The organism is Agromyces italicus DSM 16388 (assembly GCF_000421545.1).
GTDB classification, from domain to species: domain Bacteria; phylum Actinomycetota; class Actinomycetes; order Actinomycetales; family Microbacteriaceae; genus Agromyces; species Agromyces italicus.
This window is the reverse complement of the sequence record NZ_ATXF01000004.1, coordinates 338,537-361,042: the sequence shown is the minus strand read 5'-3', so window position 1 is coordinate 361,042 and position 22,506 is coordinate 338,537. Positions and strand designations below refer to the sequence as shown.

19 protein-coding genes are annotated in these 22,506 nt (G+C 70.3%); 10 read left to right on the top strand and 9 right to left on the bottom strand.

The window, feature by feature from the left end; genetic code table 11:
• Positions 1 to 131: 131 nt before the first annotated feature.
• Positions 132 to 533 (bottom strand): GntR family transcriptional regulator, encoded by a 402-nt coding sequence (locus H516_RS17730; protein ID WP_022888070.1) that lies wholly within the window; start codon positions 531 to 533, stop codon positions 132 to 134.
• 124 nt (positions 534 to 657) lie between these two features.
• Between H516_RS17730 and H516_RS0102075 the strand changes: the two genes are divergently transcribed.
• The 7 genes from H516_RS0102075 (at position 658) to H516_RS0102045 (ending at position 9,291) form a co-directional block, all read left to right on the top strand.
• Entirely contained in the window at positions 658 to 2,316 is a 1,659-nt protein-coding gene (locus H516_RS0102075) for an ABC transporter substrate-binding protein (RefSeq protein WP_022888069.1), read from the top strand.
• 10 nt (positions 2,317 to 2,326) lie between these two features.
• Positions 2,327 to 3,322: an ABC transporter permease gene (locus H516_RS17725; protein WP_022888068.1), complete on the top strand. Its 996-nt coding sequence runs from the start codon at positions 2,327 to 2,329 to the stop codon at positions 3,320 to 3,322.
• The gene (locus H516_RS17720; RefSeq protein ID WP_022888067.1) at positions 3,319 to 4,194 is read left to right on the top strand and encodes an ABC transporter permease; all 876 of its coding nucleotides are present in this window, start codon (positions 3,319 to 3,321) and stop codon (positions 4,192 to 4,194) included. Before H516_RS17725 ends, H516_RS17720 begins: the two co-directional genes overlap by 4 nt.
• Entirely contained in the window at positions 4,191 to 5,870 is a 1,680-nt protein-coding gene (locus tag H516_RS0102060) for a dipeptide ABC transporter ATP-binding protein (protein ID WP_022888066.1), read from the top strand. Before H516_RS17720 ends, H516_RS0102060 begins: the two co-directional genes overlap by 4 nt.
• Positions 5,871 to 6,029: 159 nt before the next feature.
• Entirely contained in the window at positions 6,030 to 8,612 is a 2,583-nt protein-coding gene (valS, locus tag H516_RS0102055) for a valine--tRNA ligase (protein ID WP_022888065.1), read from the top strand.
• A gap of 8 nt (positions 8,613 to 8,620) precedes the next feature.
• Positions 8,621 to 9,067 carry a GNAT family N-acetyltransferase gene (locus H516_RS0102050; RefSeq protein ID WP_022888064.1) on the top strand — a complete coding sequence of 149 codons (447 nt, stop codon included), beginning with the start codon at positions 8,621 to 8,623 and terminating at the stop codon, positions 9,065 to 9,067.
• Positions 9,067 to 9,291 carry a hypothetical protein gene (locus H516_RS0102045; RefSeq protein ID WP_022888063.1) on the top strand — a complete coding sequence of 75 codons (225 nt, stop codon included), beginning with the start codon at positions 9,067 to 9,069 and terminating at the stop codon, positions 9,289 to 9,291. Before H516_RS0102050 ends, H516_RS0102045 begins: the two co-directional genes overlap by 1 nt.
• Positions 9,292 to 9,343: 52 nt before the next feature.
• Here the strand turns inward: H516_RS0102045 and H516_RS0102040 are convergent, their stop codons facing one another.
• Positions 9,344 to 10,162 (bottom strand): methyltransferase domain-containing protein, encoded by an 819-nt coding sequence (locus H516_RS0102040; RefSeq protein ID WP_022888062.1) that lies wholly within the window; start codon positions 10,160 to 10,162, stop codon positions 9,344 to 9,346.
• A gap of 58 nt (positions 10,163 to 10,220) precedes the next feature.
• Between H516_RS0102040 and H516_RS0102035 the strand changes: the two genes are divergently transcribed.
• Positions 10,221 to 12,314, top strand: coding sequence for a M3 family metallopeptidase (locus H516_RS0102035; RefSeq protein ID WP_022888061.1), 2,094 nt, complete (start codon positions 10,221 to 10,223; stop codon positions 12,312 to 12,314).
• A 116-nt stretch (positions 12,315 to 12,430) separates the two neighbouring features.
• On the opposite strand, the gene H516_RS0102030 is transcribed toward H516_RS0102035, so the two are convergent.
• Genes H516_RS0102030 through sufB form a run of 5 tightly spaced genes read right to left on the bottom strand, consistent with a single transcriptional unit; the run spans position 12,431 to position 16,549 of the window.
• Complete coding sequence (locus tag H516_RS0102030) at positions 12,431 to 12,760, bottom strand: metal-sulfur cluster assembly factor (protein ID WP_022888060.1); 330 nt, start codon at positions 12,758 to 12,760, stop codon at positions 12,431 to 12,433.
• 20 nt (positions 12,761 to 12,780) lie between these two features.
• Positions 12,781 to 13,566 (bottom strand): Fe-S cluster assembly ATPase SufC, encoded by a 786-nt coding sequence (gene sufC, locus H516_RS0102025; RefSeq protein WP_022888059.1) that lies wholly within the window; start codon positions 13,564 to 13,566, stop codon positions 12,781 to 12,783.
• 52 nt (positions 13,567 to 13,618) lie between these two features.
• A complete protein-coding gene (locus H516_RS0102020; protein WP_022888058.1) occupies positions 13,619 to 13,945 on the bottom strand; it encodes a non-heme iron oxygenase ferredoxin subunit in 327 nt (108 codons plus the stop codon).
• 1 nt (position 13,946) lies between these two features.
• Positions 13,947 to 15,116, bottom strand: coding sequence for a Fe-S cluster assembly protein SufD (sufD, locus tag H516_RS0102015; RefSeq protein WP_245561691.1), 1,170 nt, complete (start codon positions 15,114 to 15,116; stop codon positions 13,947 to 13,949).
• Positions 15,117 to 15,130: 14 nt separating this feature from the next.
• Positions 15,131 to 16,549, bottom strand: a complete 1,419-nt coding sequence (gene sufB / locus H516_RS0102010) for a Fe-S cluster assembly protein SufB (protein ID WP_022888056.1) — start codon at positions 16,547 to 16,549, stop codon at positions 15,131 to 15,133.
• A 249-nt stretch (positions 16,550 to 16,798) separates the two neighbouring features.
• Here sufB and H516_RS0102005 point away from each other — a divergent pair, with 249 nt between their 5' ends.
• Positions 16,799 to 17,704 carry a COX15/CtaA family protein gene (locus tag H516_RS0102005; RefSeq protein WP_022888055.1) on the top strand — a complete coding sequence of 302 codons (906 nt, stop codon included), beginning with the start codon at positions 16,799 to 16,801 and terminating at the stop codon, positions 17,702 to 17,704.
• 191 nt (positions 17,705 to 17,895) lie between these two features.
• Here H516_RS0102005 and H516_RS0102000 read toward each other — a convergent pair whose 3' ends face one another.
• Both H516_RS0102000 and H516_RS0101995 read right to left on the bottom strand, forming a co-directional pair.
• Complete coding sequence (locus H516_RS0102000) at positions 17,896 to 18,720, bottom strand: type IV toxin-antitoxin system AbiEi family antitoxin domain-containing protein (RefSeq protein ID WP_022888054.1); 825 nt, start codon at positions 18,718 to 18,720, stop codon at positions 17,896 to 17,898.
• A 438-nt stretch (positions 18,721 to 19,158) separates the two neighbouring features.
• On the bottom strand, positions 19,159 to 20,079 hold the full coding sequence (locus H516_RS0101995) for a heme o synthase (protein WP_026378305.1): 921 nt from the start codon (positions 20,077 to 20,079) through the stop codon (positions 19,159 to 19,161).
• Between the two features lie 318 nt (positions 20,080 to 20,397).
• Between H516_RS0101995 and tkt the strand changes: the two genes are divergently transcribed.
• Complete coding sequence (gene tkt, locus H516_RS0101990; RefSeq protein WP_022888052.1) at positions 20,398 to 22,491, top strand: transketolase; 2,094 nt, start codon at positions 20,398 to 20,400, stop codon at positions 22,489 to 22,491.
• Positions 22,492 to 22,506 lie beyond the last annotated feature (15 nt).

Below are 22,506 nucleotides of genomic sequence, written 5' to 3'. Positions count from 1 at the left end.
CTCGAGAGGCCCCTCATTGCCGGCTGTGACGGGCCGCCCCGTTCGGTTCTAGTGACGATCGGATGCCACGTGGCCGCCGTTCGCGTTCTGCCGAAGACTCCCCGGTGATGGCCGGATCGATGTCGTTGCCGTCAAGAATACCGTGTCGGCGCCGGCCGCACGACGCCGGCGGGGCTCGGCGCGGAGCGGTACGCCACGCGGATGAGCTCGAGGAGGGCCGCCTCGGGCAGGCCGTGCCCCTTCGCCTCGTCGACGAGGTCGTGGATCGCGCCGGCGAGTGCGGCATGGCCGCCGAGGCGCACCGCGACGACGGCGCCGCGTCCGCGATGCAGTTCGATGAGCTGCTCGTCGCGCAGCCGGTGGTAGGCGCGCAGCACCGTGTGGACGTTCACGCCGAGGTCGGTCGCGAGCCGGCGGGCCGCCGGAAGCCGCTCGCCCCCCGAGAGCCGACCGTCGATGATCGAGGCGCGAAGCCCGCCCGCGAGCTGTTCGGCGAGCGGCGTCGCGAGGGTCGGATCGAGCCGGATGAGCATGGCTGAACTCTATTATTCTAGTGGTAATAGAACAAGTTGCTTGTCGCGGTCCCGGCCCGGTGTCAGGATGAATCCGGGTCGAGTTCGTCCCGCCCGCTCCCCCAGTACTCCTGCAAGGATTCCGATGCGCACTGCCACGCCCCCCGCCCGCCGAACACGCGCCATCGGCCTCATCGCCGTGGCGCTCGCGGGCGGCGTCCTCCTCGCCGGATGCCAGGCGGGCGAAGCCCCGGTCTCGGAGGAGCCGGTCTCCGGCGGCACGCTGCGCTACGCGAGCGGCGACGCCGAGCCGAGCTGCCTCGACCCACACGTCGGCGGCAACTACCCGCAGGCGCTGCTCGCGAGCCAGTTCCTCGAATCGCTCGTCTCACGCGACGAGTCGGGCGAGATCATCCCGTGGCTCGCCGAGTCGTGGGAGGCCTCCGCCGACGGGCTCAGCTGGGAGTTCACGCTCCGCGACGACGTCGAGTTCACCGATGGCACGCCGTTCGACGCCGAGGCGGTCAAGGTGAACATGGAGCACCTGAAGGACCCGGCGACGCAGTCGTCGACCGGGTACCTCGCACTCGGCAAGGTCGACCGCGTCGAGGTCGTCGCGTCCGACGTGGCGCGCTTCGTGCTCACCGCGCCCGACAGCGCCCTGCTCGAGTCGCTCTCGCAGCCGTGGCTCGCGATCGAGTCGCCCGCGGGGCTCGCCCGCGGCATGGAGGAGAACTGCCAGGCGCCGATCGGCACCGGCGCCTTCGTCGTCGACGGCTGGGTCAAGCAGGAGCGGGTCTCGCTGGTGCGCAACGACGACTACGTCTCGCCGCCCGCCGACGCCGCGCACGACGGCCCCGCGTACCTCGAGGCGATCGACTGGCGCTTCGTGCCCGACGCCGCCTCGCGCTACGCCGCCCTGCAGGGCGGCCAGGTCGACGTGATCGACAACCCGCAGCCCGACACGATCGCGGCTGCCGACGAGAGCGGCGCATTCGCCTGGCTCGACGCACCGCGCCCCGGCGCCTCGAACCGCATCGAGCTGAACTCGTCGCAGGCGCCGTTCGACGACGAGCGGGTGCGCGAGGCGTTCATCGCGGCGGCCGCCGTCGACGACGGCATCGACGCGCTCTACTTCGGCACCGCCGCCCGGTCGTTCTCGGCGCTCTCCTCGGTCGAGGCGCTCGCCTACTCCGAGCCCGCGCTCTTCGAGACCGACCTCGAACGCGCCGACGCCCTCCTCGACGAGGCCGGCTGGACCGAGCGCGACGACGACGGCACCCGCATGAAGGACGGCGCCCGCCTCGTGCTGCGGTTCCCGGTCAGCACCAACCAGTCGGTGCCGGCCGAGCAGTCGCTCTTCGAGCAGGTGCAGGCGGCCGCCAAGGAGGCCGGCTTCGACGTGCAGATCTCGCTGCTCGACCTCTCGAGCTGGTACGGCGCGCTGTTCGCCCACGAGTACGAGATCGTGAGCGCCCCGTACACGAAGGTCGGCCCCGACGTGCTGCGGATCCTCTACCACTCCGACAGCATCACCCCGGCACCGAGCGGCTACTTCGCGAACCTCGCCCAGGTGAACAACCCCGAGATCGACGCCCTGCTCGCCTCGGCCGCCTCCACGAGCGACCCGGCCGAGCGCGCGGCCCAGTACGAACAGGCCCAGCGCCTCATCCTCGGAGGGCACTACCTCCTGCCGCTCTACGACCAGCAGAACAGCTTCCTGCTGAGCCCGAAGGTGCAGGGCGCTCGCGCACTTCCGACCGTGTCGACGCCGAGCTTCTCCGACGCTTGGCTCGCCGAGTGAGGCTCCGCCCGTGACCGGCCGCTCGGCCGGCACGGGCGTTCCGGCGCCCCGGCGCGGGGCCCCTGGTCGCGCCGCCCGTCACCTCGCGCTGCTCCTCGGTGGCGCGGTCTTCGTACTCTGGGCCGTGGCGACGCTCACCTTCTTCGCGATCCGCCTCATCCCCGGCGACCCGGCCCAGGCGATCCTCGGCGGTCCGGGCTCCCAGGCCTCGCAAGAGGCCCTCGACCAGGTGCGTCGCGACTACGGACTCGACCAGCCCCTCGTCGTGCAGTACCTCGCGATGCTCGGGCGACTGGTCACCGGCGACCTCGGCACCTCCTACAGCCTGAAGGTTCCCGTCGCCGAACTTCTCGGTGCGCAGATCGGGGGCACGCTGCTCCTCGCGATGTGTTCGCTCGCCACCGCGTGGGTGCTCGCACTCGGCCTCTCGCTCTGGTCGACCGGTCGTGGTCGCGTCGCCTCCGCGCTCGGGCAGGGCATCGAACTCGTGGCCGCGGCCCTCCCCCACTTCTGGTTGGCGGCGGTGCTCATCGCCGTGTTCAGCACCGGGCTCGGCTGGTTCCCGCCCGTCGCGACCGGCACGCCCGCCGGTTTCGTGCTGCCCGTGACGACGCTCGCGATCCCGCTCGCGGGGTTCCTGGCCCAGGTCATGCGCGAGAGCCTCCTCGACGCAATGCGCCAACCGTTTGTCGTCTCGGCACGGGCGCGCGGCGAGAGCGCCCTCGGCATCCGGTTCCGCCACACGATCCGCCATGCCGCGCTGCCCGGCATCAGCCTCTCGGGGTGGGCGCTCGGGTGGCTGCTCTCGGGCGCGGTCGTCGTCGAGACGATCTTCGCGATGCCCGGGCTCGGGCGCACCCTGCTGCAGGCCGTCACCCTTCGCGACATCCCCGTCGTCACCGGCGTCGTGCTGCTCGTCGCCCTGGTCTACGTCGTCATGACCGTGCTCACCGACCTCGTCGCCCGCGTCGCCGACCCACGCCTCGCACAGGAGGGCGCCCGATGAGCGAACTCGAACTCCGCCAGACGACGGTCGACGCCGAGGCGGCCCACGACCGGGAGTGGGCCCGCCGCGGTCGCCCCCGGGCCGGTACCGTGATCGCCGGCGCGTTCGTCGTCCTCCTGCTCGCCGCAACCGCGTTCCCGGCCTTCGTCGCCACACAGGACCCGAACGCGATCTCGGCGGCCGACGCATTCCAGCCGCCCTCGACCGCGCACTGGTTCGGCACCGACGAATCCGGCCGCGACATCTACAGCCGCATCGTCGCCGGCACCGGCACCTCACTCCTCATCGGAGTGACGGCCACGGTCATCGGCCTCGCCCTGGGACTGCTGCTCGGAGTGCTCGCGAGCTTCGGCGGCCGCGTCGTCGACTTCGGCGTCGGCCGGCTCGTCGAGGTGCTGTTCGCGTTCCCCGGTCTCCTGCTCGCACTCCTCGTCATCGTGGTGGCGGGCCCGGGCCCGGTCACCGCGACGATCGCCGTCGGCCTCTCGACGGCGCCGGGCTATGCGCGCATCATCCGCGGGCAGCTCGTCTCGATCCGCTCCTCGCAGTACGTCGAGGCGGCGCGCGTGCTCGGACGCCCGCCACGTCGCATCCTCATCGCCCACCTGCTGCCGAACGCGCTGCTGCCGTTGGTCGTACTCGGCACACTCGGTATCGGGCAGGCGATCGTCTGGGCGGCGGCACTCAGCTACCTCGGGCTCGGCGCGCAGCCGCCCGCCGCCGAGTGGGGTGCGATGCTCTCGGCCGGTCGCACCTATCTCCAGACGGCATGGTGGATGACGGTGTTCCCCGGGCTCGCGATCGTCGGCACGACCATCGCGACGACAGTGCTCGGCCGCGCGCTCGCTCGACGCGAACGGGGTGCCCGATGACGGCGAACGGCGCGGATGCGGTGCTCGAACTCGAGGAGCTCCGGGTCGCCTTCGGCCACGAGGAGGTCGTGCGCGGGGTCTCCCTCACGATCGCCCCGGGCGAGTGCGTGGCGATCGTCGGCGAGTCGGGCTCGGGCAAGTCGGTCACCGCCCGCAGCCTGCTCGGCATGGCCGGCGAGGGCGCGCGGGTGGAGGCGGAGAGGCTCCGAATCGCCGGGCGCGATCTCCGCGGCGCAGGCGAGCGCGAATGGCGCCGAGTGCGCGGCCGGCAGGCCGGTCTCGTGCTGCAGGACGCGCTCGTCGCGCTCGATCCGCTGCGACCGGTCGGTCGCGAGATCGGCGACGCGCTGCGCATCCACGATCGGATGCCCCGTGGCGCGCGACGCACCCGCACTCTCGAGGTCCTCGCCGACGTCGGCATGCCCGACCCCGCGGCCGCCGTGAACCGCCGCTCGGGCGAGCTCTCAGGCGGTCTCCGGCAGCGCGCGCTCCTCGCCTCGGCGCTCGTGCTCGACCCGCCCCTGCTCATCGCCGACGAGCCGACCACCGCGCTCGACGCGACCGTGCAGGCGCGGGTGCTCGAGCTCCTCGCCGAAATCAGCGGTCGCGGCACCGCGGTCCTCCTGATCAGCCACGACCTCGCCGTCGTCGCTCGTCTCGCCGATCGCGTGCTCGTGATGCGCGAGGGGCGCGTCGTCGAGCAGGGCACGGTCGACGAGGTGCTCGGTGCGCCGAGCGAGCCGTACACGAGGGCCCTCATCGCCGCGGTGCCCGCCGAGGTGCCGCGCGGTGCCCTGCTGAGCAGCGAGGGCTCGCCGGTGATCGCCCACCCCGAGCGTGTGCCGATCGCGCCGCGAGCCGTGTCGCGGGGCGAGTCGGCCGACGTCCCGCTCCTCGCATTCGACGGCGTCGTGAAGACCTTCCCGAACCGCGGCGGCGGTCGCTTCACCGCCGTCGAGGAGGTCTCGCTCGCGGTGCATGCCGGCGAGACCGTCGGCCTGGTCGGCGAATCGGGGTCGGGCAAGACGACGCTCGCCCGGCTCGCGCTCGCGCTCACCACTCCCGATCGCGGAGTCGTGACGCTGGAGGGCGAACCGTGGTCGGAGCTGGGCGAGCGCGAGCGGCGGCCGCGCCGGCGGCGGATCGGTGCGATCTACCAAGATGCGCTGAGCTCGTTCGATCCTCGCTGGAACGTCGGACGGATCCTTGCCGATGCGGCCGGCGGCCAGGCCGCGAACGACGCCGGCGCGAGGCATCCGAGCCGTGCGAACACGGCCCGCCGTGTCGCCGAACTGCTCGACCAGGTCGGCCTCGCCGGCGGTGTCGCCGTCCGCGAGCCGCTCACCCTCTCGGGTGGACAGCGCCAGCGCGTGGCGATCGCACGCGCGCTCGCCGCGGCCCCCGAGATCCTCGTCTGCGACGAGCCGGTGTCGGCGCTCGATGTGACGATCCAGGCGCAGATCCTCGATCTCCTCGACGAGCTCCAGCGCGAACGCGGCCTCGCCATGCTGTTCATCTCGCACGACCTCGGCGTCGTCCGGCACATGGCCGACCGGGTCGCGGTCATGCAGGCGGGCCGGATCGTCGAGACCGGACCTGCCGAACGGGTATTCGCCGCGCCCGGGCATCCGTACACCGCGCGACTGGTCGCCGACGCGCCGCGACTCGCGCGCTGACGCGGCCCGTCGCGCTGAACGCCCCGTGGCGACGGGAGCCGTCGCCGCGCCGCGCACTCGGCCGTGCGGGCCATACCCTGCCTCGCTCCGCTAGGCTTGAGCGTCACATTCAGGCACCTCATCACGGACTCGGTGCCGCAGATATCGAACCGGAGCATCATGACCGACACCGCGCGCATCCCCGACAAGCCCGCTCTCGAAGGCCTCGAAACGGTCTGGGGCGGCGCATGGGAGCGGGAGGGCACGTACCGGTTCGACCGCGAGACGGCGACGCGGGAGTGCCTCTACTCGATCGACACCCCGCCGCCGACGGCCTCGGGCTCGCTCCACATCGGCCATGTGTTCTCATACACGCACACCGACGTCGTCGCCCGCTTCGAGCGCATGCGCGGCAAGCACGTCTTCTACCCGATGGGCTGGGACGACAACGGCCTGCCCACCGAGCGCCGCGTGCAGAACTACTACGGCGTGCGCTGCGACCCGACGCTCCCCTACGTCGAGGGGTTCGTACCGCCGTTCGAGGGCGGCGACGGCAAGTCGACGAAGGCCGCCGACCAGGTGCCGATCTCGCGCCGCAACTTCATCGAGCTCTGCGAGCGCCTCACCGTCGAGGATGAGCAGCAGTTCGAGGCGCTCTGGCGCATGCTCGGCCTCTCGGTCGACTGGAGCCAGTCGTACCGCACCATCGCCGACGAGGCGCTCTTCACCTCGCAGCTCGCGTTCATCCGCAACGTCGAGCGCGGCGAGGCCTACCAGGCGCTCGCGCCGACCCTCTGGGACGTCACGTTCCGCACCGCGGTCGCGCAGGCCGAACTCGAAGACCGCGACCAGCCCGGCCACTACCACCGCGTCGCGTTCCACAAGGCCGACGGCGGAACGATCGAGATCGAGACGAGCCGTCCCGAGCTCCTGCCCGCGTGCGTCGCCCTCGTCGCCCACCCCGACGACGAGCGCTACCAGCCGCTCTTCGGCACGACGGTGACGACCCCCGTCTTCGGCGTCGAGGTGCCAGTGCTCGCGCATCACCTCGCCCAAAAAGACAAGGGCACCGGCATCGCGATGATCTGCACCTTCGGCGACGTGACCGACGTCGTCTGGTGGCGCGAACTCGATCTGCCGAACCGCGCCATCATCGGCTTCGACGGTCGGGTCATCGCCGAGGCACCCGAGGCGATCACCTCGGAGGCGGGCCGCGCGGCCTACGCCGAGCTGGCCGGCAAGACCACCTTCTCGGCCAAGCAGGCCGTCGTGCAGCAGCTGCGCGACTCCGGCGAGCTGCTCGCCGACCCGAAGTCGATCACGCACCCCGTGAAGTTCTTCGAGAAGGGCGACAAGCCCCTCGAGATCGTCTCGACCCGCCAGTGGTACATCACGAACGGTGCTCGCGACGAGACGCTCCGCGAGCGTCTGCTCGCGCACGGCCGCGAGATCGACTGGCACCCCGACTTCATGCGGGTGCGCTACGAGAACTGGGTCGGCGGCCTCTCGGGCGACTGGCTCGTCTCGCGTCAGCGCTTCTTCGGCGTGCCCATCCCGGTGTGGTACCCGCTCGACGCGCAGGGCGACCCCGTGTTCGACCAGCCGATCGTCGCCACGCAAGACCTGCTGCCCGTCGACCCGTCTTCGGCGCCCGCGCCCGGCTTCGACGAGTCGCAGCGCGGCGAGGCCGGCGGCTTCATCGGCGAGCACGACGTCATGGACACCTGGGCGACCTCGTCGCTGACCCCGCAGCTCGCGGGCGGCTGGGAGCGCGACCCCGAGCTCTGGAACCTCGTGTTCCCCTACTCGCTGCGTCCCCAGGGTCAGGACATCATCCGCACCTGGCTCTTCTCGACCACGCTGCGCGCAGAGCTCGAGCACGGCGTCGCGCCGTGGTCGAACGCCGCGATCTCGGGCTTCATCGTCGACCCCGACCGCAAGAAGATGTCGAAGTCGAAGGGCAACGTCGTGACGCCGGCGGGCCTGCTCGAGCAGCACGGCTCCGACGCCGTCCGCTACTGGGCGGCCTCCTCCCGACTCGGCACCGACGCGGCCTTCGACACGCAGAACCCGACGCAGGTGAAGATCGGCCGTCGTCTCGCGATCAAGGTCCTCAACGCGGCGAAGTTCATCCTCGGTTTCGACGGCTCGGCCGACGCCCCCGTCACGATGCCGGTCGACCGCAGCATGCTGGCCGAACTCGCCACGGTCGTCGAACGCGCCACCCGCGCGCTCGAGGGCTACGACCACGCCCGCGCGCTCGAGCTCTCCGAGACCTTCTTCTGGACGTTCTGCGACGACTACCTCGAGCTCGTGAAGGAGCGCGCCTACGGTGAGGCGAGCCCTGGGCAGGCCTCGGCGGTCGCCGCGCTGAAGACGGCGCTCGGGGTCATGCTCCGGCTTTTCGCGCCGGTCATCCCGTTCGCGACCGAAGAGGCCTGGCGCTGGTCGCACGAGGGCTCGGTCCACCGCGCCGCATGGCCGAACACCGACGAGCTCGCTGCGCGCGGCGACGCGGCAGGCGAACTGCTCGAACTCGCGAGCCTCGCGCTCACCGGCATCCGCCGGGCGAAGACCGATGCGAAGGCGTCGCAGAAGACCCCGGTCGCGCAGGCGACGATCAACGCCCCCGCGGCGGCGATCGCCCTGCTCGAGTCCGTGGCATCCGACCTGCGCGCGGTGGGACGCATCACCGAACTCGTCTTCGCCGAAGCGGAGGAGTTCGCAGTCAGCGACGTCGTCTTCGAGGCGGCGTCCGAATAGGGGGAACCATGACCAACGAGATCCGGCTCGCCGGTGACGACGACTTCTTCGGCTGGTTGCCGTTGTTCGAGTCGTACTGCACGTTCTACGAGACCGAGCTCGACGACGCCAAGGCGCTCATCGTGTGGAACTGGCTCCGGGACGAGCACAACCCGCTGCAGGCGGCACTCGCCGTCGACGACGAGGGGACGCCCGTCGGCCTCGCCCACTTCCGGCAGGTGCCGTCGACCCTGACGGCGACGAACGGGGTCTTCCTCGACGACCTCTACGTCGCAGAGTCGCACCGCGGCACCGGCACGGGCCGCGCGCTCATCGAGTTCGTGCACGCCCGTGCCGCCGAGCACGGCCACGGCGGGGTGAGCTGGATCACCGCGGCCGACAACGAGTCGGCCCAGAAGCTCTACGACTCGCTCGCGACCCGAACGAGCTGGGTCACCTACGAGATGGACGCCTGATGCGACTCGGCACCCGCTGGGGGTTCGGCACCGAGCCGCCGGTGTCGGTGCCGAGCGAGTTGCGGCCGCGCATCGCCGCGGCTGAGGCCGCGTTCGAGGGCGACGGCTCCGGGCGGCACTGGACCTTGACCTGGCTCGAGGGTCGTCCGATCGCCGAACTCGACGACGGCACTGTGGTACGCGAGGTCATCGTCGACGTCCGAGACGACGACGAGGACTGGTAGCCCACCGCGAGTCGAGGAGCGGGGTCCAGCGACCGTCTCGAACCCGGCGGCTTCACGCCCGCGCGATGATCTCGCCGTGCGGCATGAGGAACCACGCGTCGTCGTCGGCGGCCCAGTCGAGCCAAGCCTGAGAGATCGCCCGCAACTCGGCGGGGTTCGAGTGCCCCGATTCGATCGCGTGCGCCGCGAACTTCGACTCGGTGGCGCGTTCGGCCCATGAGCCTCCCCACCACTCTCGTTCGAGTGCCGAGGCGAACACCCAGGTCGTGCCGCTCGCGGCCACCTCGCCATAGCCGGCCTCGCGCACCCAGCGTTTGAGGTGACGGCCCGCATGCGGGTCGCCGCCGTTCCACTCGTGCACCTCGTGGTACAGCTCGAGCCATCGGCTGAGCCCGGCCGAGCTCGGACTCCAGATCACGCCCCCGTAGTCGACGTCGCGCACGGCGAGGAGGCCGCCGGGCTTCAACACGCGACGGAACTCGCGGAGCGCGTCGACCGGCCGAGCCAGATGCTGCAGGACCTGATGCGCGTGCACCACGTCGTAGCTGTCGTCGGGGGCGTCGAGCGCGTACGCGTCGCCGACGGCGAACGAGACGTTCCGCACCCCCTCGCTCTCGGCGAGGCCCTCCGCCTGGGCGACCACCTCGGCCGAGACGTCGATGCCCCTCACCCGCCCGGGCCGCACCCGCCTGGCGAGATCGAGCGTGATCGTGCCGGGGCCGCTCCCGACATCGAGAATGTCGGCCCCGGCCTGAAGGTGTGGTGCGAGGTACGCAGCGGAGTTCTCGACCGTGCGCCAGGCATGGATGCGCAGCACACTCGCATGGTGGCCGTGGGTGTACGCGTCACGGGTGGAGGATTCACTGGCCATGTTCCGAGACTACGCGCGGAGCGCCCGCGGCGCTCGCCACCCGTCATAGGGTGATCGAATGAGCGCACCGACGAACAATCCCCTGCTCGATCCGAGCCCGTTGCCCTTCCGGCTCCCCCTGTTCGAACTCATCGCGCCCGAGCACTTCCGCGAAGCCCTTTCGCTCGGCATCGCCGAGCAGGAGGCCGAACTCGCCACGATCGCGGCGAATCCCGAACCGCCGGACTTCGAGAACACGATCGTCGCACTCGAACGATCCGGCGGGCTCCTGCGCCGAGTGCTCCCCGTGTTCGAGAACCGCAGCGCGGCCGACGCCGACGCGGCGATCGATTCCCTCGAGGCCGAGTTCGCGCCGAAGTTCGCCGCCCTCCGCGACTCGATGCTCCTCGACCAGCGGCTCTTCGCGCGACTCGAGGTGCTCGTCACCGAACTCGACGCCGGCGAACTCCACCTCGGCGTGGGAGTCGATCCAGCCCCCGATCGCCTCGCCGCCCGCGCATATCTCCTGCGCCGCCGCCACCGCGTCGCCGTGCTCGCCGGGGCCCGCCTCTCCATCGACGGGCGCACGCGGCTCTCGCAACTCAACGAACGGATCGCCGGGCTCACGACCGAGTTCCAGCGGGAGTTGCTGGCCGATGCCAACTCGCGCGCACTGCACCTCAGCGATGAGGGCGAACTCGCCGGGCTCGACGACGCGCGCCGCGCGACCGCTGCCGCAGCAGCCGCATCCCGAGGCCTCCGCGGCTGGGTGATTCCGCTCGTCCTGCCGACCCAGCAGCCGGCGCTGGCCGAACTCGGCGACCCCGAAGTGCGCGACCGACTGCTCGCCGCCTCCCGCGGGCGCGGCACCTCGGGCGGCCCGCACGACACCCGTACGGTCCTGCTCGAACTCGTCCGCGTGCGGGCAGAGCGAGCCGCACTGCTCGGATACGCCGATCACGCGACCGCGGTCACCGCCGACGAGACCGCCGGCTCCCCCGCGGCCGTCGCCGAACTCATCGCCGAGCTCGCACCCCGCGCGATGGCGAACGCGCGCCGCGAAGCGGCCGACCTCGCCGCGCTGGCCGAACACGACGGACGACGCCGGCTCGAAGCATCCGATTGGCTGCACCTGGCCGAACGGGAGCGAGCCCAGCGCCATGCCGTGGACCTCGCGGCGATGCGTCCCTACCTCGAGGCGGGCCGGGTCCTCCGCGACGGCGTCTTCCACGCCGCGACGTTGCTGTACGGGCTGGCCTTCGACGAACGACACGACCTCGTCGCGCATCACCCCGATGCGAGCGTCTTCGAGGTCTCCGAGGCCGACGGCACGCCGGTGGGGCTGTATCTGCTCGACCTCTACGCACGCGATTCGAAACGCGGCGGCGCCTGGATGAGCTCGCTCACCCTGCAGTCCGACCTCACCGGAGAGTTGCCCGTCGTCGTCAACCACCTGAACGTCCAGAAGCCGCCCGCCGGCGACCCGACGCTGCTCACCTTCGACGAGACCGAGACGCTGTTCCACGAGTTCGGGCACGCGCTGCACGGGCTGCTCGCACGAGTCGAGTTCCCGAGCCTCTCCGGTACCAACGTCTTCCGCGACTTCGTCGAGCTGCCGAGCCAGGTGAACGAGCTCTGGGCGCTCCGCCCCGAGATCCTCGGCCGGTACGGGGTGCACCACGAGAGCGGCGAGCCCATCCCCGACGAGTTCGTCGAGCGGTTGATCGCCTCGCGCAGCTTCGGCGAGGGGTTCGCCACGACCGAGTACCTCGCAGCCGCGGCGCTCGACCAGGCGTGGCACCGGCTCGATGTCGACGCGGCCGCAGCACTCGACGGGGTCGACGCGGTCGCCGGGTTCGAGCGTCGTGCGCTCGAGGCGGCCGGGCTCTTCGACCAGCGGATTCCCCCGCGCTACTCGAGCAGCTACTTCGCGCACGTCTTCGCGGGCGGCTACGACGCCGGCTACTACTCGTACGTCTGGAGCGAGGTGCCGGGCGCCGACATCATGGCCTGGTTCGAGGAGCACGGCGGCGCGAGACGCGAGCTCGGCGACCTGTTCCGCGCCGAGATCCTCGCGCCGGGCGGCTCCCGCGACCCCCGGGAGTCCATCCGCCGGCTGCTCGGACGGGAACCCTCGATCGATGCGCTGCTCGCGCGCCGCGGGCTCGACTGAGGGAGGTCGGACGGCTTCGGGCCGTCTTCGGGCCGGGCTTCGAGCCCGCTCGGACGGCGGATGCCCCGCGCAGGGGTGCTGCACGGGGCATCCGTCGGTCGTGATTCGAGGCGGCGTCAGATCGCGAAGCCGAGCGCCCGCATCATGTCGCGGCCGTCGTCGGTGATGCGCTCGGGACCCCACGGCGGCATCCACACCCAGTTGATGCGGAACGCCTCGACGGTGCCGTCGAGCGCCTCGGCCGTCTGCTCCTCGATGACGTCAGTCAACGGGCAACCGGCGCTCGTGAGCGTCATGTGGATGACGAGCGCGTCGTTCTCGTCGTCCCAGCCGAGGTCGTAGATGAGGCCGAGGTCGACGATGTTGACCCCGAGCTCGGGGTCCATCACGTCTTTGAGCGCCTCGGTGACCTCGTCGAAGCGCTCGGGGGCGAGTGAACTGACCATGGTGGGAGTCTACTCGCGCGCTACTCGGCCGGGACCGACTCGACGGCGGCGGGCTCGGCGACCTGGTACCGGTCGTAGCCCTCTTCCTCGAGGCGGTCGGCGAGCTCGGGGCCGCCCTGCTCGGCGATCCGCCCCGCGACGAACACGTGCACGAAGTCCGGCTTGATGTAGCGGAGGATGCGCGTGTAGTGCGTGATGAGCAGCACACCGAGGCCGGTGTTCGCCTTCGCGCGGTTGACGCCCTCGGACACGATCTTCAGCGCGTCGACGTCGAGTCCCGAGTCGGTCTCGTCGAGCACCGCGAACTTCGGCTTCAGCAGCTCGAGCTGGAGGATCTCGTTGCGCTTCTTCTCGCCGCCGGAGAAGCCCTCGTTGACGTTGCGCTCGGCGAACGCCTTGTCCATCTTGAGGTTCGCCATCGACTCGCGGACGTCCTTCACCCACGTGCGCACCGACGGCGCCTCGCCGTCGATCGCGGTCTTCGCGGTCCGGAGGAAGTTCGTGACGGTGACGCCCGGAATCTCGACCGGGTACTGCATCGCGAGGAACAGGCCGGCGCGGGCGCGCTCGTCGACCGACATCTCGAGCACGTTCTCGCCGTCGAAGAGGATCTCGCCGTCGACGACGGTGTACTTCGGGTGGCCGGCGATCGTGTAGGCGAGGGTCGACTTGCCCGAGCCGTTCGGGCCCATGATCGCGTGGATCTCGCCCTCGTTGATCGTGAGGTCGACGCCGCGGAGGATCTCGCGGGTGCCCTGTTCGGTCTCGACGTTGACGTGCAGGTTCTTGATCTCGAGCACTGACATGTTCTGGGGTATCTCTTTCGGTTGCCGGCCGCTCGGGCCGGAGAAGCGTGGGTCAGACGGTCAACGTGACCGTGGGGTCGATGTGGACGTCGCCGCCCTGGATCTCGACCCGGTAGACGGGGACCGGCTCGTAGGCCGGGAGCGTGAGGGGCTTGCCGGTCTTCAGCGAGAACTGCGAACCGTGCGCCCAGCACTCGAGCGTGTCGGCCTCGACGAACCCCTCGGAGAGCGAGATGTCGCCGTGGGTGCAGGTGTCGCCGATCGCGAAGACGTCGCCGGCCGCGTCCTTGACGACGGCGATGGGCACGCCCTCGAGCACGAAGCGGGACGCCTGGTTCTCGACGAGGTCGTCGAGTGCGCAGACGCGAACGGATGCCACGTCAGCTCCCCTGCAGTTCGGCTTCGAGCGCCGCGGTGAGTCGTTCCTCGAGCTCGGGCGAGCCGATCTTCTGCACGATCTCGGTGAGGAAGCCGCGAACGACGAGGCGGCGCGCCTCGTCTTCGCTGATGCCGCGGGCCATCAGGTAGAAGAGCTGCTCATCGTCGAAGCGACCGGTCGCACTCGCGTGCCCGGCTCCCTCGATGTCGCCGGTCTCGATCTCGAGGTTCGGCACCGAGTCGGCACGGGTGCCGTCGGTGAGCACGAGGTTGCGATTCTGCTCGTAGCTGTCGGTGCCGGTGGCCTTCGGGCCGATCAGCACGTCGCCGACCCAGACGGTACGGGCACCGGAGCCCTGAAGCGCGCCCTTGTAGGTCACGCGGCTCTTGGTGTGCGGCGCATCGTGGTGCACGTAGACCTGCTGCTCGAGGTGCTGCCCGGCGTCGGCGAAGTAGAGGCCGAGAGCCTCGATGTCGGCGCCCTGCTCGGCGAGGTGCGTCGACGGATTCACGCGCACGACCTTGCCGCCCAGGGAGACGACGATGTGCTTCAGGAACGAGTCGCGGCCGAGACGGGCGAACTGGCTCGAGAGGTGCACCGCCTCGTCGTCCCACTCCTGCAGCGAGACGACGGTGAGGGATGCCCCGTCGCCGACGATGATCTCGACGTTCTCGCTGAGACGGGCGGAACCCGCGCCCCCGAGCACAATGAACCCGCGGCTGTTGGGGGCCGCTTCGATCACGGTGTGCGCGGCACGCGGCACGTCGCCGAGGCCCGTGCGGGTAACGACCGCGGTCTTCGCGTCTTCACCGGTGACGGAGACGAGGAGAGCCTCGCCGAAGCTCGACCACGCGTTGGCGCTCGCGCGCTCCTCGGGAATGCCGGCCGAACCGATGCGGGCGTCATCGCGTGCGATATACGAATAGCTGATGCCCGAGGCATCCGTCGTCTCGATCGGGAGGCGCGAACCGTCGAGTTCGCCGCTCGTGAGGTCGGCGAACGCCGCGACGGGCGAGAGCTTCCACTCGTGTTCGCGTCCGTTGACGGGTTCGAAGTCGGCGACGTTCGTCGAGCGGAACCGCTCGGAACGCGTCTGCACGGGCACGAAAGCGCCGTCGGAGTGCGCGACGAGGCCGTGCTGCTCGGCCGTGGGCATGGCTGTGCTGGTCATCTGGGCGGTCACTGCTAGCCCACCGATCCTTCCATGCCCATTTCGATGAGCTTGTTGAGTTCCATCGCGTACTCCATCGGCAGCTCGCGCGCGATCGGCTCGATGAAGCCGCGCACGATCATCGACATGGCCTCGGTCTCGTCGATGCCACGGCTCATCAGGTAGAAGAGCTGCTCCTCGCTGACCTTCGAGACCGTGGCCTCGTGGCCGAGCTTCACGTCGTCGACCCGGATATCGATCGCGGGGTACGTGTCGGAGCGGGAGATCGTGTCGACCAGCAGCGCGTCGCAGACGACGCTGTTCGCCGAGTGGTGGGCGTTCGCATCGACACGCACCTCGCCGCGGTAGCCCGCGCGACCGCCGCCGCGGGCGATCGACTTCGAGACGATCGACGACTGCGTGTACGGCGCCATGTGGATCATCTTCGCGCCCGCGTCCTGATGCTGGCCGGGGCCGGCGAAGGCGACCGAGAGGGTCTCGCCCTTGGCGTGCTCGCCCATGAGGAAGATCGACGGGTACTTCATCGTGACCTTCGAGCCGATGTTGCCGTCGACCCACTCCATGGTCGCGCCCTCAGCTGCCGTGGCGCGCTTGGTGACGAGGTTGTAGACGTTGTTCGACCAGTTCTGGATCGTCGTGTACCGAACGCGGGCGTTCTTCTTCACGACGATCTCGACGACGGCCGAGTGCAGCGAGTCGCTCTTGTAGATCGGCGCCGTGCAGCCTTCGATGTAGTGCACGTACGAGCCCTCGTCGGCGATGATGAGCGTGCGCTCGAACTGGCCCATGTTCTCGGTGTTGATGCGGAAGTACGCCTGCAGCGGGATCTCGACGTGCACGCCCTTCGGGACGTAGACGAACGAGCCGCCCGACCAGACCGCCGTGTTGAGCGCGGCGAACTTGTTGTCGCCGGCCGGGATCACGGTGCCGAAGTACTCTTCGAAGAACTCGGGGTGCTCCTTCAGCGCGGTGTCGGTATCCATGAAGATGACGCCCTGGCGCTCGAGTTCTTCATTGATCTGGTGGTAGACCACCTCGGACTCGTACTGGGCCGCGACGCCCGCGACGAGGCGCTGGCGCTCGGCCTCTGGGATGCCGAGCCGCTCGTAGGTGTTCTTGATGTCGTCGGGCAGGTCCTCCCAGGTCTGGGCCTGCTTCTCGGTCGAGCGGACGAAGTACTTGATGTTGTCGAAGTCGATCTCCGACAGATCGGCGCCCCAGGTCGGCATCGGCTTGCGCTCGAAGAGCTGCAGGCCGCGCTGGCGGCGCTGGAGCATCCATTCGGGCTCGTCCTTCAGCCCCGAGATGTCGGCCACCACCTCGGCCGACAGACCGCGGCGGGCCGAGGCCCCTGCAGCGTCGGAGTCGGCCCAGCCGAACTCGTAGTTTCCGAGCCCGTCGAGCTCGGGGCGGTCGATCAGTACGTCCGTCATACTCTTCCTCTTCTCCTCCCGTGCAACCGGCTATCAGTCCGGCTCATTCCCCCGCGCCTGTCGAGGATCTCGGTGAGGGGGCGTGATGTGCGGGTGGCTCCAGTGCGAACCTAAGATGGCTGGTGCCCGCTTGCCGCGCGAACGCGCGTCGCAGCAGGTGCGCCAACCACTCAAGTCTATAGGGTCGCAGTGGCATCGGGCCGGACTCCCAGCCCCGTCACAGAGCGACCCGGATCAGGATCGACCCGCGTGCCCCGCTCTCTCCGCTTCTTCGCCTGGGCCTCCTTCGTCGCGCAGGTGACGATCATCGCGACCGGGGGCGCGGTGCGCCTCACCGGCTCGGGCCTCGGATGCCCCACCTGGCCCACCTGCACGCCCGAATCGCTCGTACCGACCGAGGAGCTCACCTACCACTCCCTCATCGAGTTCGGAAACCGCCTCATGACCGGCGTCGTGGGCATCATCGCACTCATCGTGTTCATCCTCGTCTGGCGCATCCGCCGCGAGCGCCGCGACCTGTTCGCACTCTCGTTCATCGTCGGCCTCGGCATCGTCGCCCAGGCGATCGTCGGCGGCATCACCGTCTGGACCGGACTCAACCCGTTCATCGTCGGGTTCCACTACGTCTCTTCGCTCGCGCTCGTGTGCGTGACCGCGGCGTTCCTCGCGCGCATGGATCAGCCGTCGGGTGCGCGCGAACGCGCGGTTCCCGCGTGGTACGCCGGGCTCACCCACGCGACGAGCGCGGTGCTCGCGATCTCGATCGTCTTCGGCGTGCTCACGACCGGCTCGGGGCCGCACTCGGGCGACGTCGAGGCCGGCCGCACCGGATTCGATTCCGAGCTCCTCGAGCACATTCACGCCTGGCCCGGCTACGCGCTGCTCGTCCTGACGATCGTGCTCGTGATCGCCGCCTGGCGCGGCGGACTGCCGACCCTCCGCTGGTCGGTCGCACTGCTCGCGATCGAACTCGTGCAGGTCGCAGTCGGTCTCTACCAGGCGCGCAACGGCCTGCCCGTGCTCGCCGTCGGCGTGCACATGGTGCTCGCCGCCCTCACAGCCGCGGCGATGACCGTCGTCGTCCTGCGCCTGAAGCGTCCGGCGGCGGCTGAGGTCGCGCCCGAGACGTCGCCCGTCGAGGCGTCCGCTCGCTGACGACCGCCTCCTCGCCGCGCCCGCCCGCCTTCCTCTCCGCTCCCGCATCCCCCTCCTCGCCGCTCCCGAATCACCCTCCTCGCCGCTCCCGAATCCCCCTCTCCGAAACCACAACTTCGGCGATCGCCACAATCTCGGATCTCCGGACCACACGCATCCGAACTCGTGGCGATCGCCGGATTCGTGGCGCGTCATCGTCGGAGGTGGAGACCGAGCGCGAGCGCACGCATGATGCGGTCCTGCACGCCGGGCCAATCTTCGACGACCTGTCGGTAGCCGATCCTGATCACCTGGAACCCGAGCAGGGCGAGCGTCGCATCGTGCTCGTTGTCGGCGTCGCGCTGCGGGCCGACGTGGTGCCCGCCGTCGATCTGCACGACGAGCCGGTCGCCGATGAGGAAGTCGACTCGGCGCTCAGCGATCCACGCCTGGGGAACGATCCGCACGTCCAGCCAGCGCAGACGCGTGAGGAACAGCGACTCGAGCCCCGAGTCGGAGTACGGCTGAGCGCACTCGAGGATCCGCCTCGCCTGCGGGCCGAACGGCAGACGCACGAGTGCCTCGCGCGTCGTCAGCCGTTTGTTGAGCGCCGACTCCCAGACGACGAACGCTCGCTCGAACGGCTGGCAGCCGGCGACGAGCGCGAGCACGTTCTCGATCGGATCGACCAGCTCGTCAGGATGTCTCGGCACGACCGGTCGCGACCAGTGCACGCGGGCCGTGAGCGACGGAACGGCGCCGTGGCCGTCGGTCGCGACATGCAGTCCCTGCTCGTCGAGCACCCACAGTCCGAGCTGCTTCGCACGGGTGACGCACGACAGGACGACGCCCGCGCCGGCCGCGGCGAGGAGATCGCCGTCGGCGCCGGGCAGCGCAACCCAGTTGCGCCGCACGCGCACGAGCCGCCCCGCGTCGAGCGCGCGTCGAAGGTGGTGGCGGGTGTGACCGGCCTCCTGCAGGGTCGTCATGCGGGCGACGCCGCCGCTGCGGCGCATGGTGCGTTCGAGGTCGTGCATCGCCTCATCGTGGCGCGCGCGGCAGCCGGCGCGCGACGAACCCGCGTCCGCTGTGGATCTCTCGCCCGCGGGCCGGTCTGTCGAGGAGGACTGGGCCTGCCATGCGAGCGGGAATCACCGCAGATTCGGCTCAACACGGATGTCGCGGCCCGATCTTGTGGCGATCGCCGAAGTCGTGGTGCGCAGCCCTTCGAGGAGAACATGTGGCTCGAGCGCCACAGAATCGGCGATCACCACCTTTTCGGAAGCGGCGAGGGCGGTTCGGTCCGAGGGCGTGGATTTCGCCGAAGTCGTGGCGCGGAGGGCGGGCGGGCGCGCAGGCCGGAGGGTGGGCGCGCAGGCCGGCGGGTGGGCGCGCAGGCCGGCAGGCCGGCGGGCGCGCAGGCCGGCAGGCCGGCGGGCAGTCCCCCCGGGCCCGGTGAGCCCGGGGGACGCAGGTCAGAACGGCAGCAGCGGGTCGACGCCGACCGCGAGGAACAGCAGCGACAGGTACGCGATCGAGCCGTGGAAGACCCGCATCGGCGAGACCTGCTCGTGCCGGATCGCGAGGTTGTAGAGGCGATGGGTCTCGTAGATGAACCACACGCCGGTGACGATCGCGACCGTCGAGTACACGAGCCCCATGTCGGCGATGGGAATGAGCAGCAGCGAGCACGCTACGGTGGCCCACGCGTAGAGGATGACCTGGAGGCCGACCTGGGCACGGCCGCGCACGACGGCGAGCATCGGTACTCCGGCGGCGGCGTAGTCCTCCTTGTACTTCATCGAGAGCGGCCAGTAGTGCGGCGGGGTCCAGAGGAAGATGATGAGAAACAGGATGAACGGCGGCCAGCTGAGGTCGCCCGTGACCGCCGCCCAGCCGATCAGCACCGGCATGCAGCCGGCGACGCCACCCCACACGATGTTCTGCGCGGTACGGCGCTTGAGGATCAGGCTGTAGAAGACGACGTAGAGGAGGATCGCTCCGAGCGAGAGCACGGCGGCGAGCCAGTTGGTGAAGACCCCGAGCCAGATGATGGATGCCACGCCGAGCCCGTAGGCGAACACGAGCGCCTCGCGGTCGCTGAGCTCTCCGGTCACGAGCGGCCGCCCCTGCGTGCGCTTCATGACCCGGTCGATGTCCCGGTCGATGTAGCAGTTGAACGCTCCGGCCGAGCCGGCGCTCATGGCGCCGCCGATGAGCGTCGCAAGCATGAGCCAGAGGCTCGGCAGCCCCTGCTGCGCGAGGATCATGGTCGGGGCGGTGACCACGAGGAGGAGCTCGATCACCCGCGGCTTGGTGAGCGCGAGGTAGGCGGCGAGCTTGCGCCGAACGGTCATCGCCGGTCGGGCGTCACGGGTGTCTACGGCTGCCTGCATCGTTCCTCTTCCGAAACGCGCGCGGACCATCGCCGGGCCCCGCGCCGCCTCTCCACGATTCTAGGGCATGCCGCGTCCGACGCCATCCGGCGGCGGCGCAGCACCTCACACGCGGGGTGTTCGAGTGTGAGTCATTCCCCGTCATCGCGCGTCACGAAGTCCATATACTGAGGATTGCGCGCTTGGCTGCTCGATCCACGATTCCCCCTCACGGCAATCCCCCGGGTCGCACGCCCGGCGATACCGCGCCGCAACGTCCTCGGCGGGTCGGGGCCGATCGGTTCCCGTCGCCGTCACGAACGGAAGGAACTGCACCTCGTGGCAACACTGCACTGGGATCCCATCGACGATCGAGCGGTCGACACCGCACGGGTGCTCGCGGCCGACGCCGTCGAGAAGGTCGGCAACGGCCACCCCGGAACGGCGATGAGCCTCGCCCCTGCCGCCTATCTCCTCTTCCAGAAGGTGATGCGCCGCGATCCCGCCGACCACGCCTGGCTCGGCCGCGACCGGTTCATCCTGTCCGCCGGCCACTCGTCGCTCACCCAGTACATCCAGCTCTACCTCGCGGGCGACGGCCTCGAGCTCGCCGACCTCGAGTCGCTGCGCACCTGGGGCTCGAAGACCCCGGGCCACCCCGAGTACGGGCACACCGACGGCGTCGAGATCACCACGGGTCCGCTCGGCCAGGGCCTCGCCTCCGCCGTCGGCTTCGCGTACGCGGCACGGTACGAGCGCGGGCTCTTCGACCCCGAGGCCCCGGCCGGGGAGAGCCCCTTCGACCACTTCGTCTACGTCATCGCCGGCGACGGCGACCTCCAGGAGGGCGTCACCAGTGAGGCGTCCTCGCTCGCGGGCCACCAGCAGCTCGGCAACCTCGTCGTCATCTACGACTCGAACCAGATCTCGATCGAGGACGACACCGACATCGCCTTCACCGAAGACGTGGCGAAGCGCTACGAGTCCTACGGCTGGCACGTGCAGACCGTCGACTGGAAGAAGACGGGCGAGTACGTCGAGGACGTCGCCGAACTCCACGCCGCCGTCGAGGCTGCGAAGGGCGAGCAGGCGAGGCCCTCGATCATCATCCTGAAGACGATCATCGGCTGGCCGAGCCCCGGCAAGCAGAACTCGGGCAAGATCCACGGCTCCGCCCTCGGGGCGGCCGAGCTCGCCGCCACGAAGGAGGTACTCGGTTTCGACCCCGAGCAGAACTTCGTCGTCGCCGACGACGTCATCACCCACACCCGCGCAGCGGGCGAGCGCGGTGCGGCGGCGCACGCCGAGTGGCAGCTCGCGTTCGACGCGTGGGCAGCGGCCAATCCCGAGCGCAAGGCACTCCTCGATCGTCTCGAGGCGGGCGAACTCCCGGCCGACGTCGAGCAGGCGCTCCCCGTCTTCGAAGGCGGCACCGAACTGTCGACGCGCGCGGCCTCCGGCAAGGTCATCAACGCCCTCGCCGGAGTACTCCCCGAACTCTGGGGCGGCTCGGCCGACCTCGCCGAGTCGAACCTCACCACGATCAACGGCGCCCCGTCGTTCATCCCCGAGGAGTGGTCGACCCACGAGTTCTCGGGCAACCCCTACGGTCGAGTACTCCACTTCGGCATCCGCGAGCACGCGATGGGCGCGATCGTCAACGGCATCGTGCTGCACGGCCCCACACGCGCGTTCGGCGGCACGTTCCTCATCTTCAGCGACTACATGCGCCCCGCGGTGCGTCTCGCGGCACTCATGAAGGTGCCCTCGATCTTCGTGTGGACCCACGATTCCGTGGCACTCGGCGAGGACGGCCCGACCCACCAGCCGGTCGAGCAGCTCGCAACACTCCGCGCGATCCCGGGCCTCACGGTGGTGCGGCCCGCCGATGCGAACGAGGTCGCCTACGCCTGGCTCGAGATCCTGAAGCAGCAGGATGCCCCGGCGGGCATCGCGCTGACCCGCCAGAACATCCCGGTGTTCGAGCGGGGCGACGGCGCGGCATCCGGCGACACGCTCGCGAGCGCCGCCAACGTGGCGAAGGGCGCCTACGTGCTCGCCGAGGCCGCCTCGGGCACGCCCGAAGTCATCCTCATCGCGACCGGTTCCGAGGTGCAGCTCGCCCTCGCCGCCCGGGCGGCGCTCGCCGCGGAGGGCATCGGTGCGCGCGTCGTGTCGGCGCCGAGCCTCGAATGGTTCGAGTCGCAGTCGGCCGAATACCGCGAGCAGGTGCTGCCCGCGGCCGTCACCGCACGTGTCTCCGTCGAAGCCGGAGTCGCACTGTCGTGGCAGCGCTACCTCGGCAACCGGGGTCGCGCCGTGTCGATCGAGCACTTCGGCGCGTCCGCCGACTACAAGACCCTGTTCCGCGAGTTCGGCATCACGGCCGAGGCCGTCATCGCCGCCGCGAAGGAATCGCTCGCGTCGGCCTGACGCCAGCACGAAGGA